This window comes from Lentzea fradiae (assembly GCF_900100955.1).
GTDB lineage: Bacteria > Actinomycetota > Actinomycetes > Mycobacteriales > Pseudonocardiaceae > Lentzea > Lentzea fradiae.
Window position 1 is genome coordinate 54,580 of the sequence record NZ_FNCC01000008.1, and the last position, 14,666, is coordinate 69,245.

At 71.1% G+C, this 14,666-nt stretch carries 16 protein-coding genes; 13 read left to right on the top strand and 3 right to left on the bottom strand.

Annotated elements, in window-relative coordinates:
* The first annotated feature begins 12 nt into the window (after positions 1–12).
* Positions 13–1,299 (top strand): ABC transporter substrate-binding protein, encoded by a 1,287-nt coding sequence (locus BLT23_RS19725; RefSeq protein WP_090051280.1) that lies wholly within the window; start codon positions 13–15, stop codon positions 1,297–1,299.
* A 185-nt stretch (positions 1,300–1,484) separates the two neighbouring features.
* A complete protein-coding gene (locus tag BLT23_RS19730; protein ID WP_143035983.1) occupies positions 1,485–1,691 on the top strand; it encodes a hypothetical protein in 207 nt (68 codons plus the stop codon).
* Here the strand turns inward: BLT23_RS19730 and BLT23_RS19735 are convergent.
* Positions 1,680–2,582 (bottom strand): alpha/beta hydrolase, encoded by a 903-nt coding sequence (locus tag BLT23_RS19735; RefSeq protein ID WP_218133800.1) that lies wholly within the window; start codon positions 2,580–2,582, stop codon positions 1,680–1,682. The two genes, BLT23_RS19730 and BLT23_RS19735, sit on opposite strands and share 12 nt — an antisense overlap.
* Positions 2,582–2,887, bottom strand: a complete 306-nt coding sequence (locus BLT23_RS19740; protein WP_090051282.1) for a putative quinol monooxygenase — start codon at positions 2,885–2,887, stop codon at positions 2,582–2,584. The genes BLT23_RS19735 and BLT23_RS19740 overlap by 1 nt, the downstream gene beginning before the upstream one ends.
* 209 nt (positions 2,888–3,096) lie before the next feature.
* On the opposite strand from BLT23_RS19740, the gene BLT23_RS19745 reads away from it, so the two are divergent.
* From BLT23_RS19745 to BLT23_RS41695, 7 genes are all read left to right on the top strand, one after another.
* Positions 3,097–3,723: a Pvc16 family protein gene (locus BLT23_RS19745; RefSeq protein WP_090051620.1), complete on the top strand. Its 627-nt coding sequence runs from the start codon at positions 3,097–3,099 to the stop codon at positions 3,721–3,723.
* Positions 3,720–5,684: an ATP-binding protein gene (locus BLT23_RS19750; RefSeq protein ID WP_090051283.1), complete on the top strand. Its 1,965-nt coding sequence runs from the start codon at positions 3,720–3,722 to the stop codon at positions 5,682–5,684. Before BLT23_RS19745 ends, BLT23_RS19750 begins: the two co-directional genes overlap by 4 nt.
* A gap of 20 nt (positions 5,685–5,704) precedes the next feature.
* A complete protein-coding gene (locus BLT23_RS19755) occupies positions 5,705–6,382 on the top strand; it encodes an eCIS core domain-containing protein (protein WP_090051621.1) in 678 nt (225 codons plus the stop codon).
* A 189-nt stretch (positions 6,383–6,571) separates the two neighbouring features.
* The gene (locus BLT23_RS19760) at positions 6,572–8,086 is read left to right on the top strand and encodes a phage tail sheath family protein (RefSeq protein WP_090051284.1); all 1,515 of its coding nucleotides are present in this window, start codon (positions 6,572–6,574) and stop codon (positions 8,084–8,086) included.
* A gap of 15 nt (positions 8,087–8,101) precedes the next feature.
* A complete protein-coding gene (locus BLT23_RS19765) occupies positions 8,102–8,545 on the top strand; it encodes a phage tail protein (protein ID WP_090051285.1) in 444 nt (147 codons plus the stop codon).
* Positions 8,542–8,931 carry a hypothetical protein gene (locus BLT23_RS19770; protein WP_090051286.1) on the top strand — a complete coding sequence of 130 codons (390 nt, stop codon included), beginning with the start codon at positions 8,542–8,544 and terminating at the stop codon, positions 8,929–8,931. The genes BLT23_RS19765 and BLT23_RS19770 overlap by 4 nt, the downstream gene beginning before the upstream one ends.
* Positions 8,928–9,110 (top strand): DUF6760 family protein, encoded by a 183-nt coding sequence (locus BLT23_RS41695; protein WP_090051622.1) that lies wholly within the window; start codon positions 8,928–8,930, stop codon positions 9,108–9,110. The genes BLT23_RS19770 and BLT23_RS41695 overlap by 4 nt, the downstream gene beginning before the upstream one ends.
* Here the strand turns inward: BLT23_RS41695 and BLT23_RS42065 are convergent.
* A complete protein-coding gene (locus tag BLT23_RS42065) occupies positions 9,035–10,405 on the bottom strand; it encodes a hypothetical protein (RefSeq protein ID WP_090051287.1) in 1,371 nt (456 codons plus the stop codon). The genes BLT23_RS41695 and BLT23_RS42065 overlap by 76 nt on opposite strands.
* 262 nt (positions 10,406–10,667) lie before the next feature.
* Between BLT23_RS42065 and BLT23_RS19785 the strand changes: the two genes are divergently transcribed.
* The 4 genes from BLT23_RS19785 to BLT23_RS19800 are packed head-to-tail and all read left to right on the top strand — an operon-like array spanning position 10,668 to position 14,663.
* The gene (locus BLT23_RS19785) at positions 10,668–11,732 is read left to right on the top strand and encodes a hypothetical protein (RefSeq protein ID WP_090051288.1); all 1,065 of its coding nucleotides are present in this window, start codon (positions 10,668–10,670) and stop codon (positions 11,730–11,732) included.
* Positions 11,733–11,741: 9 nt separating this feature from the next.
* Positions 11,742–12,170, top strand: coding sequence for a phage tail protein (locus BLT23_RS19790; protein ID WP_090051289.1), 429 nt, complete (start codon positions 11,742–11,744; stop codon positions 12,168–12,170).
* Positions 12,167–12,901: a CIS tube protein gene (locus tag BLT23_RS19795; RefSeq protein WP_090051290.1), complete on the top strand. Its 735-nt coding sequence runs from the start codon at positions 12,167–12,169 to the stop codon at positions 12,899–12,901. Before BLT23_RS19790 ends, BLT23_RS19795 begins: the two co-directional genes overlap by 4 nt.
* Positions 12,894–14,663 carry a VgrG-related protein gene (locus tag BLT23_RS19800; RefSeq protein WP_090051291.1) on the top strand — a complete coding sequence of 590 codons (1,770 nt, stop codon included), beginning with the start codon at positions 12,894–12,896 and terminating at the stop codon, positions 14,661–14,663. Before BLT23_RS19795 ends, BLT23_RS19800 begins: the two co-directional genes overlap by 8 nt.
* The last annotated feature ends 3 nt before the right edge of the window (positions 14,664–14,666 follow it).

Below are 14,666 nucleotides of genomic sequence, written 5' to 3' on the forward strand. Positions count from 1 at the left end.
GAGAGAATCTTCATGTCTGGTAAGAGACTCGCGACAGTGGCCGTGGCAGCGCTGGCACTCGCGTCGTGCCGGGGCGGCGACACAGCGGCGCCCCAGGAGGGCGCGGGCGGCATCAAGGTCGACTTCGGCGTGACGGCGGAACCCTGCCCGCAGCCGGTGGACAGCTCCAAGGGCTGCATCTACCTGGGCACCATCTCGGACCTCACCGAAGGCCCGTTCAAGACCCTCGCCGTGCCGATCACCGACGCGCAGAAGGCATTCTGGAAGCGCGTGAACGACCAGGGCGGCATCGGCGGCTACGAGGTCGACGTGACGAAGTACGTCAAGGACAACAAGTACAACCCGCAGATCCAGAACCAGGTCTACCAGGAGATCAAGGGCAACATCCTCGCGCTCACCCAGACCCTCGGCTCGCCCACCACGGTGGCGATCCTGCCGGACCTGCAAAGCAGCAACATCGTGTCGGTGCCCGCGTCCTGGACCTCGTTGTGGGGCTTCGAAGAGGTCATCCTGGAGTCCGGCGCCAACTACTGCATCGAGTCGATGAACACCGTCGACTACGCCGCCGACAAGCTCGGCGCGAAGTCCGTCATGGCCGTGCACCTCGCGGGTGACTACGGCGACGACGCCGCGGCCGGTGCCAAGATCGCGGCCGAGAAGCGCGGCCTGTCGTTCGAGAGCGTGACCACGCAGACCGGCCAGGACAACCAGGCCGGCGCGATCGACGCCGTGGTGTCCAAGAAGCCGGACCTGGTCGTGCTCACCACCGGCCCGACCGACGCCGCCGTGATCATCGGTCAGACCGCGGCCCGCGGCTACCAGGGCAAGTTCATCGGCACCTCGCCGACGTGGAACCCCGGCCTGCTGCAGTCACCCGCCGCGCCCGCCATCAAGGCGCTGTACCTGCAGTCGGCGCCCTGGAAGGCGTGGAACACCGAGTCCGTCGGCCACACGGCGATGCGCGCGGGCCTGAGTGGCGTGACGCCCAACGACGGCTACACCGCGGGCTGGGTGTGGGCCTACCCGTTGAAGGCGGCGCTGCGGAAGGCCGCGGAGAACAAGGATCTGACGCGTGCCGGGGTGGTCGCCGCGGTGCGTCAGCTCACCTCTGTGGACTACGAGGGGATGCTCCCTTCGGGTGCAGGCAATTTCTCCGCTTCGCCCCAGGAAGCCGCTTTCCGCCAGACGCTGCTCTACCAGCCCGACGAGGCCGCTCCGACCGGAGTTTCGCTGGTGGAGGACTTCTTCACCGGTCCGACGGCGAAGGATTTCACCTTGGACAAGCCCTGTTACCAATGACGCCGAACGGGTGACAGTTGACACTGGTTCGGGGGTCTCCTGACTAGGCTCTCCCAGTAGCAGGTTGCTAGGAGGTTGCAGCGGTGTTGTCGTGCGTTGAAGTTCGCCGATCCGCGGGGGGCCTCCGGTTGTTCGTCCGTCCCCCCGCCGCGCTGCGTTCGAGCGCGCGGCTGGGGTACGAACGGGTGTCGGAGTTGTTGGCCGCGATCCGCAGGGCCGAGTCGTGCTCGGTGCCGGACGTGTCGCTGAGGTACGTGCCCGACCAGCGCACCGGGACGGCGGAGCTGACGTGCGAGACGGGGTCCGTGCACCTCGGCGCCGACGAGGTGAGCGCCCTGCACGACGCGCTGCGGGCGCACATGCCCGACCGCATGAAGCCGCTACCGGCCTAGCTTCCTGACGAGCCACTCCGTGCGCGTCCGCCGTGCCGCCGCGGAGACGCGGGCGTCCGGGAACGCCACGTCGAACGCGTGGAAACCGCCCGCCCAGGTGTGCAGCTCGGCGTCACCGCCCGCCGCCCAGATCCGCGTGGCGTAGTCGACGTCCTCGTCCCGGAACACCTCCGCGGACCCGGTGTCGACGTACGTGGGCGGCAGCCCGGACAGGTCCCCGGCCAGAGCCGGTGACACGTAAGGGGAAACGTCGGTGGCGTCGCCGAGCACCGACCGCCAGCCGAACTCGTTCATCTCCCGCGTCCACACACCGGGGTCGCCGGAGTACTGCCTGCTCGACGTCGTCGCGTTGCGGTGGTCGAGCATCGGGCAGAGCAGCACCTGGGCGGCGATCTCCGGCCCGCCCAGGTCGCGTGCCTTCAGCGTGACCCCGGCCGCGAGCCCGCCGCCGGCGCTGATGCCCGCCACCACGATCCGGTCGACGCCGAGCGCCTCCGCGTTCGCGGCCGTCCACTCCAGACCGCGGTAGCAGTCGTCGACCAGCGTCGTGCCGGTCACCTCCGGTGCGAGCCGGTGCTCGACGGTGACCACGACGACGCCGAGCTCCTCCAGCCACTCCAACGGAATCTCGATCTGCGAGAAGCGGTCGCCCATCACCATCCCGCCGCCGTGGATCCAGTAGACGCACGGCGCGGGCCCGTCGAGGTCCTTGGGGCGAAAGACGGTCAAAGAGATCTCGCCGAGATCGACGTCCTGCCGTTCGGCGGTGGTCTTGAACGGCGTCGGCGGCATTTGCCGGATCTGGTGCAGCAGCTCGGGAGTCAGCTCGGTGAACAACGGCATCTCCGCGAGCAGCGCACCCAGTTCGGGGTCGAAAGCGGGGCGGGCCATCAGAACGCCGCCTTGCCGCCGACGGGCAGCTGGTCGGTGTACGTGGCGTCACCGGCGATCAGCGGCTGGAGCCGGGCGACGAACGCCTGCGACTCCTCGCTCCGGAAGAACTTCCCGTGCGCCTCCGCCGTCGTCCAGCCCTCGGTCACGTGCACCACGTCCCTGTCGCTCGCCGAGCGGCCGACCAGGAAGACGACGCAGTCGTCGTTCGGCAGCGATGGGGCGTTGAGCAGCAGCTCGACGACCTCGTCGCCCTTGCCCGGTCGCGCGGTCATGGTGGCGTGGAACCCGTGCTCGACACTCATCTTTTCCTGCCTCCTGTGTGGGCTGCCGTTCTGGCGTTGGCTCAAGTAGACAGACCTGAGCAGGGGTGATGACAGATCGATGCTGTCGTGCTCTTGCCTGATCCTGCCTTTCGGGTGGCGCGGCTGCCCGTTGGGGCAGGCAATGGTGTCCGTCGGGACGTCGGTGCGCCGATGGTTGGGGACGGCGGAGGCGGACCATCGTGGACGGCGTGATCCACGAGGTTGACGAGGCTTTGCGTCGCCTGGTCCGCGACGAGGCGCTGCGCGGTTCGGACCTGGAGGTCGCGTTCGACGCGCCGACCAAGGACTGGGCGGCGCGGCGCAACGCGCCCACGGTCAACATCTACCTCTACGACATCCGCGAGGATATGAAGCGCCGCCAGCGCGGCCTGCTCAACGAGTACGACGCGCGGGGGCAGGTCGCGGCCCGGCACCTGCCGCCGCGCCACATGAAGCTGTCGTACCTCGTCACCGCGTGGACACAGCGGCCGGAGGACGAGCACCGCCTGCTCTCCGACCTGCTCATCGGGTTCCTCGGCTACGACGCCGTGCCGCCGGGGCTGCTCACCGGGTCGCTGGACGAGCTGGCCCTGCCCGTGCCGATGACCGTCGCGCTGCCGCCGCCGGAGGACCGCGCGTTCGCGGACGTGTGGAGCGCGCTGGGCGGTGAGCTGAAACCGTCGCTGGACGTCGTGGTGTCGGCGCCGGTGTCGTCCGGGCGGAGGTACACCGCCGCGCCGCGGGCGAGCCAGGGCGTGGAGCTGCGCAACGGCGAGGACCGCGTGCGGCACGACGTCTCCCCGGAGGGGGCGTCGATGCGCAAGGTGGCGCGATGATCTTCGAGCGGATGGCGGGGCTGGAGCGGCGCATCCGGGTCGCCGTGGCCGCGCGCAGGGCGACGGACCCGAACCCCGACGACCCGTTCCGCGGGCTCTACCTGTCGGACGAGGTCATCGAGGCGTTGCTGGACGGCGGGAGGGAGCCGTTCGCGCCGTTCACCGAGACCGCGGCGGACGGCCGCCTCGGCCGCCTCGCCGCACGGGCACAACTGTCCGAAGTGGACGTCGAGCTGCTGCTCGTCGCGCTGGCACCGGACGTCGACAGCAGGTTCGAGCAGTTCTACGGCTACCTCAACGACGACGTCACGCGGCGCAGGGCCACCATCGGGCTGGCGCTGCGGCTGTGCGGGCTGCCGGAGGCGTCCCCGGGGGGCAGGTCGCGGCTCGACCCCGGCAGCCCGCTGGTCCGGTGCGGGCTCGTGACCGTGGAGGACTCCGAACGGCCGCTGCTCTCCCGCGCGTTGCGGGTGCCGGACCGGGTCGGCGCGCACCTGCTGGGCGACGACCGGCCCGACCCGCTGCTCACCGACTTCGTGACGCTGCCCCGCGACCCCGTGCGGATGCCGGGCGACGACCGGCTGGCCCGCGGCATCGACCGCGGCGTGCGGCTCGTCTACCTGCGCGAGCACCCCGGCGGCGGTGCGGCGGAGCTGGCCGCGGCGGCACTGGCGCGAGCGGGGTTCCCCGCGCTGCTCGTCGAGGCCGGCCGGATGACCGACCCGCTGGCGGTCACGCGCGAGGCGCTGCTCAGGGGAGCGGGGATCGTCGTCGGGCCGATCGACGCCCAGTTCACGCTGGAGAAGTTGCTGCACGACGAGATCCCGGTGATCGCGTACGGGTCCGGGGCGTGGGAGCCGCGCTGGACCCGCACGCCGCCGCTGCAGCACGACGCGGTGCAGGTGCCGTTCGACGTGCGGGTGGCGTTGTGGCGCACGGAGCTCGACGGCAAGCTCGCCTCCGGCACCGACCCGGCCGAGGTGACCGCGCACTTCGTGCTCGGGCCGACCCAGATCAGCAGGGCGGCGAGCGCCGCGGCGGTCTCGGCGCTGGCCGACGACGGGAAGGTCGGCGTCACGCACCTGCGGGCGGGCGCGCGCAGCCAGAACGCGGGCGGCCTGCAACGGCTGGCGCGGCGCATCGAACCCGCGGTGACGTGGCAGGACCTCGTGCTGCCGGTGCAGATCACCGCGTTGTTGCAGGAGCTCGCGGCCAGGGCGAAGCACCGCGACCGGGTGATCGACGAGTGGCGGATGCGTCCCGGCGGTGGCCGGGGCCGCGGCGTGACGGCGTTGTTCGCCGGTGACTCGGGGACGGGCAAGACGATGTCCGCCGAGGTGATCGCCGCGTCGCTGGGCCTCGACCTCTACACGGTCAACCTCGCGACCGTGGTGGACAAGTACGTCGGCGAGACGGAGAAGAACCTCGAACGGATCTTCGTCGAGGCGGCGGGCGTGAACGGCGTGCTGCTGTTCGACGAGGCCGACGCGATCTTCGGCAAGCGGTCGGAGGTCCGCGACGCGCACGACCGGTACGCCAACATCGAGAGCGCGTACCTGTTGCAGCGCATGGAGTCCTTCGACGGCATCGCGGTGCTGGCCACGAACCTGCGCGCGAACCTCGACGACGCCTTCACCCGCCGCCTCGACGTGATCGTGGACTTCCCGCTGCCGGACGCGGACCTGCGACGCGGCCTGTGGGACCGCTGCCTCGGCTCCTGCGTGCCGCGCTCGTCCGACGTGGACCTCGACTTCCTCGCGGAGTCGTTCGAGCTGGCCGGCGGGCACATCCGCTCGGCGGCGGTGACGGCCGCCTACCTCGCGGCCGCCGCCGGGCACGTCGTCGGCATGGTCGAGCTGATCGGCGCCGTCGCCCGCGAGTACCGCAAGCTCGGCAGGCTGGTCGGACCGCGCGAGTTCGGCCGCTACTTCGAACTGGCCACCGAACGACTGGTGGGATGACCCGGAAAGAAGGTTTCGCGATGCGCGGGCACGAACACGAGTACGAGGAGTCGGCGCGGCCGAAGGGCGACCGGCTCCCGCAGGAGGAGAACGGCCTGCTGGGCCGCGCCGCCGCCGCCGGGCGCACCGACGTGCTCGGTCCCTCGGGCGTGCTCGGCCTGCAAAGAGCCGTGGGCAACGCGAGCGTCGGCGACGTCGTCTCGTCCGGCGGCGGCTCACCGCTCGACGCGGACGTGCGGGAGGACATGGAAAGCCGGTTCGGGCACGACTTCTCCGACGTCCGGGTGCACACCGGCTCCGAGGCGCACGACTCCGCGAAGTCGGTGAACGCCCAGGCTTACACCGTCGGCTCGAACATCGTGTTCCAGCGCGACAAGTACGACCCGTCCTCCGACGACGGCAAGCACATGCTGGCGCACGAGCTGACGCACGTCGTGCAGCAGCGGTCCGGACCCGTCGACGGCACGGACAACGGCAGCGGCGTGAAGGTCAGCGACCCGTCCGACCGGTTCGAACGCGAGGCCGTGGCCAACGCGGACCGCGTCATGTCCGCGCCCGCCGCACCCGTGCAGCGCAGCGCCGACCACTCCGGTCACGCGGACGTGGCCGTGCAGCGCGAGGAGGAGACCGGTGAGGAGGAGACCGCGCAGACGTTCGTTCAGCGGTCCGAAGAGGAGGAAGAAGCCCCGGCCGAGTGAGCCCGTCCCGGAGGGCCTGTCGTCGATCCACTGGCGACAGGCCGTCGTGCTGTCCGGGGAACGCTTGGGGCGACTGCCCTTTCGGGCAGTCGCGGGCTCCCCGAAGCACCGTCGGCGGGCCGTGCCGGTTTCGCCGCCGCGGCCGGAGCATGGGTCGTACAGGGTTCCGTACGACTTGGGAGGCCGTCGATGCCCACCTATCTCTCGCCGGGCGTGTACGTCGAGGAGGTGGAGGCCGGTGCCCGCCCGATCGAGGGCGTGGGCACCGCCGTCGCCGCGTTCGTCGGGTTCGCGGCCAAGGGTGAGTACAACACCCCGACCCTCGTGTCGAACTGGGCGCAGTACTCCGAGAAGTTCGGCGACTTCGCCGAGGGCTGCTACCTGCCGCTGGCCGTCTACGGCTACTTCCTCAACGGCGGCACCAACTGCTACGTCGTCCGCGTCGGCGGCGACCGGACCGCGCCCGCCCTGCCCGCCGGTCCGTCGGCCGTGCTGGGCAGCTACCGCGTCACCGCGCGCGAGCTGGGCGCGGGCACCCTGTCCGTCGAGGTCGGCGACCCGGCGGGGGAGAACCAGCAGGAGGACCGCTTCACGTTGCTGGTCAAGGACAACGGCAAGGTCGTCGAGTCCCACCAGGTGACCGCCAAGCGCGGCAAGGAGAACGTCGTCACCGTCGTGAACACGGCGTCGAAGCTGATCACGGTCGAGGAGGTCCCCGGCGCGGCGCTGACCCGTCCCGACAAGGTGACGGCCGCCCTGCGCGAGACCCCGCCCGCACCGCCCGTGCCGCGCAAGGTCGTCGCGGACGACTACGTGGGCGACGTCGCCGACCGCACCGGCTTCGGCGGCCTGGAGGCCATCGACGAGGTCACCATGATCGCGGTGCCGGACCTGATGAGCTCCTACCAGCGCGGGATGATGACGCTGGAGGCCGTGAAGACCGTGCAGGCCGCCATGATCGCGCACTGCGAGCTCATGGGCGACCGCATGGCGATCCTCGACCCGCCGCCCGACCTCACGCCGGCGCAGGTGAAGAACTGGACGCAGGTCGAGGCGGGCTACGACTCGAAGTACGCGGCGCTGTACTACCCGTGGGTCAAGGTCTACGACCCGTCCACTTCGGACAACGTCTTCGTGCCGCCGTCCGGCCACATGGCGGGCGTCTGGGCGCGCTCCGACGCCACCCGCGGCGTGCACAAGGCCCCGGCGAACGAGCCGGTGCGCGGTGCCGTGGCGTTGCAGACCCAGCTGACCAGGGCCGAGCAGGAGCTGCTGAACCCGATCGGCGTCAACTGCATCCGTGCGTTCACCGGCCGCGGCATCCGCGTGTGGGGAGCCCGCACGCTGTCGTCGGACCCGGCCTGGCGCTACCTGAACGTCCGGCGGCTCTTCAACTACCTGGAGGAGTCCATCCTGGACGGAACCCAGTGGGTGGTGTTCGAGCCGAACGACGACGCGCTGTGGGCCCGCATCCGGCGGACCATCGCCTCGTTCCTGGTGATGGAGTGGCGCAAGGGCGCCCTGTTCGGCCTCACGCCCGACGAGGCGTTCTACGTCAAGTGCGACCGCGAGACCAACCCGGCGGAGGGCATCGACCTCGGCCAGGTCGTGTGCGAGATCGGCATCGCGCCGGTGAAACCCGCGGAGTTCGTCGTCTTCCGGCTCGCCCAGCTGCAGGGCGGCACCAGTCTGGTCAACGAGTAAAGGCGGTTCATCGACATGCCACTCCCCGATCTCGACACCTCGGTAGGCCACTCCTTCGGGCTGGAGGTCGACGGCATCGCCATCAAGCAGATCTCCGAGGTGTCCGGCCTCAAGATGGAGCAGGACGTCATCGAGCTGAAGCAGAACATGGTCGACGGCAAGTACGTCCTGAAGAAGCTGCCCGGCCGCCCGAAAGCGGGCGAGGTCACCCTCACCAGGGGCCTGACGTCCGACAACTCCTTCGAGAAGTGGGTGAAGGACGCCCACTTCGGCAAGATGGGCAACGCGCGCAAGGGCGGGGCGATCATCGTCTACGACTACGAGGGCCAGCCCATCAAGCGCTACAAGCTCACGAACGCCTGGCCCAAGTCCCTGGAGATCGGCTCGCTGAAGGCCGGCGACACCTCCGTCCTCACGGAGAAGCTCGTCGTCACCTACGAGCAGATGGAGGTCGAATGAGACGGGCCGCCGTGGAGATGCGGACGGAGTTCGCCTTCGAGCTCCCCCGCGGCTACGTCGACGACGCGGGCACCGTCCACCGCTCCGGCGTGATGCGCCTGGCGACGGCCCGCGACGAGCTGATCCCGTTGCGGGACGACAGGGTCCGCGAGAACTCCGCCTACCTGACCGTCGTCCTGCTCGCCCGCGTGGTGACGAGCATCGGCTCCGTGACGGACGTGCACGCGGGGGTCATCGAGAACCTGTTCGCCTCGGACCTCGCGTTCCTGCAGGACATGTACCGCCGCATCAACAGCGAGGGCCACACCCGCACCCCGGTCGCCTGCCCGTCCTGCGGCCACGGGTTCGAGGTGGACATAGCGGGTGGGCGCCTGGGGGAATCCTGACGTACGCGCCCGACCGGCTGTACTCGGAGGTCGCGTACGTCGCCTACCACTTCCACTGGTCGCTCGACTCGATCCTGGACCTCGAACACGCCGAACGCCTGCGCTACGCGGAGGAGATCGGCCGCATCAACACGCGGATCTCCGCGTCGTCCGCACCCGCTCCCAGCCCGTGGAGGTGAACCGTCTTGTGGCCCTTTCGCCGGCGTACCGCCCCACTGCCCGTGGTACGGGCCGACTGGCGGTCGCTGCCCCCTCTGCAACGCGTGGTCGCCCCCCACCCCCTGACCAACCCGCCGTCGGGCTTCTCGTCCCGGCTCGCCGCCTGGCAGAACCCGTCGTTCCTCGCGCCGCTGGCACACGCGGTGGGACCTGCGGAGCCGTCCGGGTCCATCGAGGACGTGGCCAGGCCCGCTCCCGCCTCCGAACCCGGCGGGGAGGAGGGGACGCGGGTGGTGCGGTTCGGGCGGGGGGAGTTCGGGCGCGGGGTGGTGTCCCGTGCCGTGGAGGCCGGGGCTGGCACCTCGGTGGGGGCTGGTGCTGCGGCTGAGGCTGCGGCGCCGGTGGTACCTGGGCCGGTGGTGCCTGAGCCGGGGGTAGCTGAGACGGTGACGCCTGAGCCGGTGGTACCCGGGCCGGTGGCACCGAGTTCTGCGGTGTCGAGCGCCGTGCCGCCGGGTCCTGTGCCGCCGGGTGCTGTGGTGTCGGGTCCAGCGGGGGCGGGGCCGGTGGTGTCGAGGGCGGTCGCGCCGAGTCCTGTGGTGCGCAGTCCTGCGGTGCCGAGTCCGATGCCGCCGAGTCCCGCGATGCCGCCGAGTCCCGCGATGCCGGGGCAGGTGGTGCCGAAGCCGGTGGAGTCGGGGCCAGAGGTGCCGGGCCCGGTGGTGTCGCGGGCGGTCGCGCCGAGCCTTGGGGTGCAGAGTCCCGCAGTGCAGAAGCCGATGGTGCAGAAGCCGATGGTGCAGAACCCGGTGGTGCAGAACCCGGTGGTGCAGAACCCGGTGGTGCAGAACCCGGTGGTGTCGCGGGCGGTGTCGGCGGGTCCTGCGCTGCAAGGGCAAGTCGTGCCGAATCCGGTGGTGCCAGGCGCAGCGGTGTCGGGTCCGATGGTGTCGAAGGCGGTCGCGCCAAGCTCTGGGGCGGAGAGCCCGATGCCGCCCAAACCGGCGGTGGCGAAGCCGGCGGCATCGGGTCCGGACGTGCCGGGCCCGGTGGTGTCGAGGTCCGCCCTGCCGAGTCCTGCGGCGCCGGATTCCACGGCTCCGGACCTTGCGGTGCCGACTCCGACGCCGCCGAGTCCGATGCCGCCGAGCCCACCGCCGTCGAATCCGGTGTCGTCGAACCCGGCTCCGGCGAATCCGGCTCCGTTGAATGCGGTGCCGTCGAACCCTGTTGTGTCGAGGCTGGTGTCGCCGAGTCCGGCACCCTTGAGTTCGATGCCTCCCAACCCGGTGGTGTCGAGGGCGGTTGTGCCCAACCCGCCACCAAGTCCTGCGCCGCCAAGCCTTGCACCGCCAAGCCTTGCACCGTCGAGTTCTGCACCGACGAGTCCTGCGTCCCCAAGCCTTGTGCCCCCAAGCGTTGCGTCCCCAAGTCCTGTGCCGTTGAGTCCTGCGGGGCCGAGTCCCGCGGCGCAGAAGGCGGTGCCGGGGCCACCGGCGGTCCAGCGGTCGGCGTCGGACCCGGCCATGCCGGTCGTGACCCCTCCGCGGGTTTCGCCGCCGCCCCCGCTCCGGGAAGTGGCCGAGCAGGTCGCGGCGCCGGAGATGCCGCAGCCCCTGCCCGCGCCGGAACCGTCGAGCCCGGAGCCGGCACCTCCGTCGGCGGATGCGCCGCTGGTCGGCGGGTCCGCGCTGCCGGAGGCGACGCCGGTGCAGCGGTCTGTGGCGAGTGAGCCGCCTCCGGTGGTGACGCGGCCCCGCAGGCTCGGCTTGGGTGAGCCGATCTCGCCCGTGCTGGCGCAGCGCGCGGCGGAACCCGCCAAAGCCGGACCTCCGGCATCCCTGACGCCTGGTGTGCCTGTCGTGCAACGCGTTGACGAACCTGCCGAGCCGCCTGGTGTGCAACGGGAGGTGGAGGTCGACCTGCCGGTGGTGCCGCTCGTCGGTGCGGCGGAGCCGATGGTGCAGCCGGTCTCACCGCAGGCCGCTCCTCCGGCCGTGCAACGTCAGGCGGAGCCGCCGGTGGTGCAACGTCAGGCGGAGCCGCCGGTGGTGCAGCGGACGACCGGGCTCGTCGGCGAGAACGCCCCGCTCCTGCCGGTGCGGTCCGCCGCCGAACCGGCGGAGGCTGCGGGAAGTGCGAAAACGGAGCCCGCGGGCGAGCCCGTCCACGTCATCCAGCGGAGTGCGGAACCGGAGCAGCTGGCGCCGCTCACGGGAGCGTCGGCGCCACTGGTGCAGCGGACCGCGGAACCGGTGCGGGGCGCACCTCAGGTGCAGCGGACACCCGAGCACGCGACGAACCACGTCGCACAACCGGTGCACCACATCGCACGGCCGACGGCCCACAGCGCCCCGCCGGTCCTCAGCCTCGTCGAACCACCCCGGCCCGTCCCGGCTCCCGCGGCGGAGCCGGTGGTCGCGCGGGTCGAGGAGGTGGTGCGGAGCGTGCCGGAACCCGTTGTGCGGCAGGAGGTCGTGCAGCGGGTCGAGGCGGCGGCACCCGAGGTCTCGGCGCCGCCGCCGGTCCAGGGCCAGAACGCCGACGAGCTGCTCCGAAAGCTCTACGACCCCCTGCTGCGCCGGCTCAAGGCCGATCTGTGGCTCGACCGTGAGCGCCGCGGGGCGCTCACCGATCTGTGAGGACAGGCCATGACCGCACCAGAGGAAGCCGTCGCCGTCTGCTTCAGCGTGTCCGTCGACAAGGACGACCTGGGGGCCTTCAACAGCTGCGAGGGGCTCGGCTGCGAGTTCGTCATCGAGCAGCGCGAGGAGGGGGGCAACAACGGGATGGTGTGGCAGCTGCCCACCCGCGTCAAGTACCCCAACGTGAAGCTGAGCAGGCCGGTCACCAGGGACAGCCAGAAGATCACCAGCTGGATCGCGGGCATGGCCTCCGGCGTCCGGCGGCGCACGGCCGTCATCGAGGCCAGGACGCTGGAGGGCAAGGTGATCGCGAGCTGGTCGCTGGCGGAGGTCGTGCCCGTGCGGTGGACGGGGCCGCAGCTCAGCGCCGACCAGGTCAAGGTCGCGGTCGAGACGCTGGAGCTGGCGCACCACGGCTTCCTGGACGCGCGATGACCGTCACGTTCACGAGCGCGGGCTCGACGACGACGTCCAAGAAGATGGAGCACGCGACCCTCACCGTGCACGAGCCGCCGAAGCCGGGCGGGTTGCAGAAGCCGGGCGCGCAGATCGACGAGATCCGGTTCCAGTTCAACCCCAAGGAGCTGACGCTCGGCAAGAACGCCAGCTGGCAGCGGGAGACGCAGCCCAACGCGGCGAAGGCGGGCGTGCCGGAGTTCAAGGGGGCCGAACCGGCCAAGCTGGCGCTGGAGATCTTCCTCGACTCCACCGACACGATGGGCGACGCGACCATCAAGAAGGTCGAGCAGCTCTTCAACCTCACCGTGCCCACGAAGGAGTCGCGCCAGAACGGCAAGGGCAGCCCGCCGTGGGTCATCTTCAAGTGGGGCACCACGACGGGCTTCCCGAGCTTCGTCTCCAGCGTCACGGCCAAGTACACGCTCTTCACGCCCGGCGGCATGCCGGTCAGGGCGCTCTGCACGGTGAACCTCGAAGAGGTCAGCGGCGAGCCGGGAGGGCAGAACCCGACGAGCGGGGCGCTGGCGGCGCGGGACGCGCACCTGCTCACGGCGGGCGACAGCCTGCAGGGCCTCGCGTACCGGGTCTACGGCAACCCGGAGCTGTGGCGGCACATCGCCGAGGCGAACGACATCGACGACCCGATGCGGCTGCGGCCGGGCACGACCGTCCTCGTCCCGGCGTTGGAGGAGATCCAGCATGGCTAACGAGAGCTTCGCCAACACGCTCGTCGTCGAGGTCGACGGCAAACCGTTGCCCGCGGACGTCAAGCCGCTGCTCACCTACGCCTACGTCGACGACAGCAGGAACCTGCCCGACATGTTCGTGCTGCGCTTCCGCGACCCCGGCCACGTCGTGCTCGCCAAGGCGGGCTTCAAGATCGGCGCCGCGGCCTCGCTCAAGGTGCAGACGGCGGACCCCGGCGGGCCGAAGCCGTTGATGAGCGGGGAGGTCACGGCCGTCGGCGTCGAGCTGGACGCGCACGGCACCTTCACCGAGGTGCGCGGCTACGACCAGGCGCACCGGCTGTTCCGCGGCAAGCGGGTCGCGGTGTACCCGAACATGACCATCGCCGACGTCGTCCGCAAGGTCGTCCAGCGCGCGGGCATCGCGCTGGGCAAGGTCGACGCCGTGCCGGGGTTCGGCGGGCGGCCGGACACCCAGCTGAGCCAGGACAACCTGAGCGACTGGGAGTTCCTGAGCCGCCTGGCACGCATCGTCGGCGCGCAGATCGCGGTGCGGGACGGCAAGCTCGACTTCACGCTGCCCAAGCCGCCCGCCTCGGCGCCGCGGGCGGGCGCCAAGGCGAAGGCGAACCCGCTCGTGCTGGAGCTGCACAGCTCGCTCGTCGCGCTGCGGGCCGGCATCACGACCGCGGGCCAGGTGCCGGAGGTACAGGTCAGGGGCTGGGACTTCGAGAGCAAGCAGGAGGTCGTCGCCACCGCCACCCCGACCACCGCCGGAACGGAGGTCGCCCAGGCGGACCCCGCGGCGCTGGCGAACAAGTTCGGGGCGCCGCCGCACCTCGAAGCCGGTCTGGCCTACCGCACGCAGGGCGAGGTGAAGGCGGCGGCGGAGGCGCTCGCGGCGCAGCTCGGCGGGGCCTGCGCGGAGCTGACGGGGGTGGCGCGGGGCAACCCGGAGCTCAAGGCAGGCACGGCGGTCGCGTTGACGAACGTCGGCGAGCCGTTCCAGGGCAAGTACACGCTCACCAGCACACGGCACCTGTTCGCCGAACACACCGGCTACACCACGGAGTTCACCGTCTCCGGCAAGCAGGAGCGCTCGCTCTACGGGCTCGTGCACAGCGCGAAGGACAAGCCGCTCAACGGACTCGTGCCCGCTATCGTCACCAACGCCAAGGACCCGCTGAAACTGGGCCGCGTGCAGGTGCAGTTCCCGTGGCTGTCGAAGGAGCTCACGAGCACCTGGGCCCGCACGGTGCAGATGGGCGCGGGGGCGAACCGCGGCACGGTGGTCCTGCCGGAGGTCGGCGACGAGGTGCTGGTGGGGTTCGAGCACGGCGACTTCGACGCGCCGTACGTGCTGGGCGGCCTCCACAACGGCAAGGACAAGCCGCCGCGGCTCGGCAAGCCCGCGGTCGACGAGGCCAGCGGCGAGATCGCGGCACGCGGGTTCGTGAGCCGCAAGGGTCACCGGGTCGAGCTCGTCGAGGACGAGGGGATCCTGATCTCCAGCGGGGACGGGAAGTTCCTCGTCCGGCTCGACCAGAAGACGCAGACCATCGAGATCACCAGCGGCAAGTCCATCGCGGTGAAGGCGCGCAACGGCATCACCGTCGACGCGGGCGCGGGCCCGCTGGAGCTCAAGGGCCAGAAGGTGTCGGTGCAGGCGCAGACCGACCTCACGGCGGAGGGCACGCTGGTCAAGATCGCGGCCAGGGGCCAGGGCGAGGTCTCGGCGACCGGCCCGCTCACCGTCAAGGGCGCCGTCGTGCGGATCAACTGAGGG

Excerpts from the sequence above, each read along its gene's own strand:
- BLT23_RS19725 (WP_090051280.1), top strand. The coding sequence starts at position 13 with ATGTCTGGTAAGAGACTCGCGACAGTGGCCGTGGCAGCGCTGGCACTC.
- BLT23_RS19735 (WP_218133800.1), bottom strand. The coding sequence starts at position 2,582 with ATGGCCCGCCCCGCTTTCGACCCCGAACTGGGTGCGCTGCTCGCGGAG.
- BLT23_RS19740 (WP_090051282.1), bottom strand. The coding sequence starts at position 2,887 with ATGAGTGTCGAGCACGGGTTCCACGCCACCATGACCGCGCGACCGGGC.
- BLT23_RS19750 (WP_090051283.1), top strand. The coding sequence starts at position 3,720 with ATGATCTTCGAGCGGATGGCGGGGCTGGAGCGGCGCATCCGGGTCGCC.
- BLT23_RS19755 (WP_090051621.1), top strand. The coding sequence starts at position 5,705 with ATGCGCGGGCACGAACACGAGTACGAGGAGTCGGCGCGGCCGAAGGGC.
- BLT23_RS19760 (WP_090051284.1), top strand. The coding sequence starts at position 6,572 with ATGCCCACCTATCTCTCGCCGGGCGTGTACGTCGAGGAGGTGGAGGCC.
- BLT23_RS19765 (WP_090051285.1), top strand. The coding sequence starts at position 8,102 with ATGCCACTCCCCGATCTCGACACCTCGGTAGGCCACTCCTTCGGGCTG.
- BLT23_RS19770 (WP_090051286.1), top strand. The coding sequence starts at position 8,542 with ATGAGACGGGCCGCCGTGGAGATGCGGACGGAGTTCGCCTTCGAGCTC.
- BLT23_RS19790 (WP_090051289.1), top strand. The coding sequence starts at position 11,742 with ATGACCGCACCAGAGGAAGCCGTCGCCGTCTGCTTCAGCGTGTCCGTC.
- BLT23_RS19795 (WP_090051290.1), top strand. The coding sequence starts at position 12,167 with ATGACCGTCACGTTCACGAGCGCGGGCTCGACGACGACGTCCAAGAAG.
- BLT23_RS19800 (WP_090051291.1), top strand. The coding sequence starts at position 12,894 with ATGGCTAACGAGAGCTTCGCCAACACGCTCGTCGTCGAGGTCGACGGC.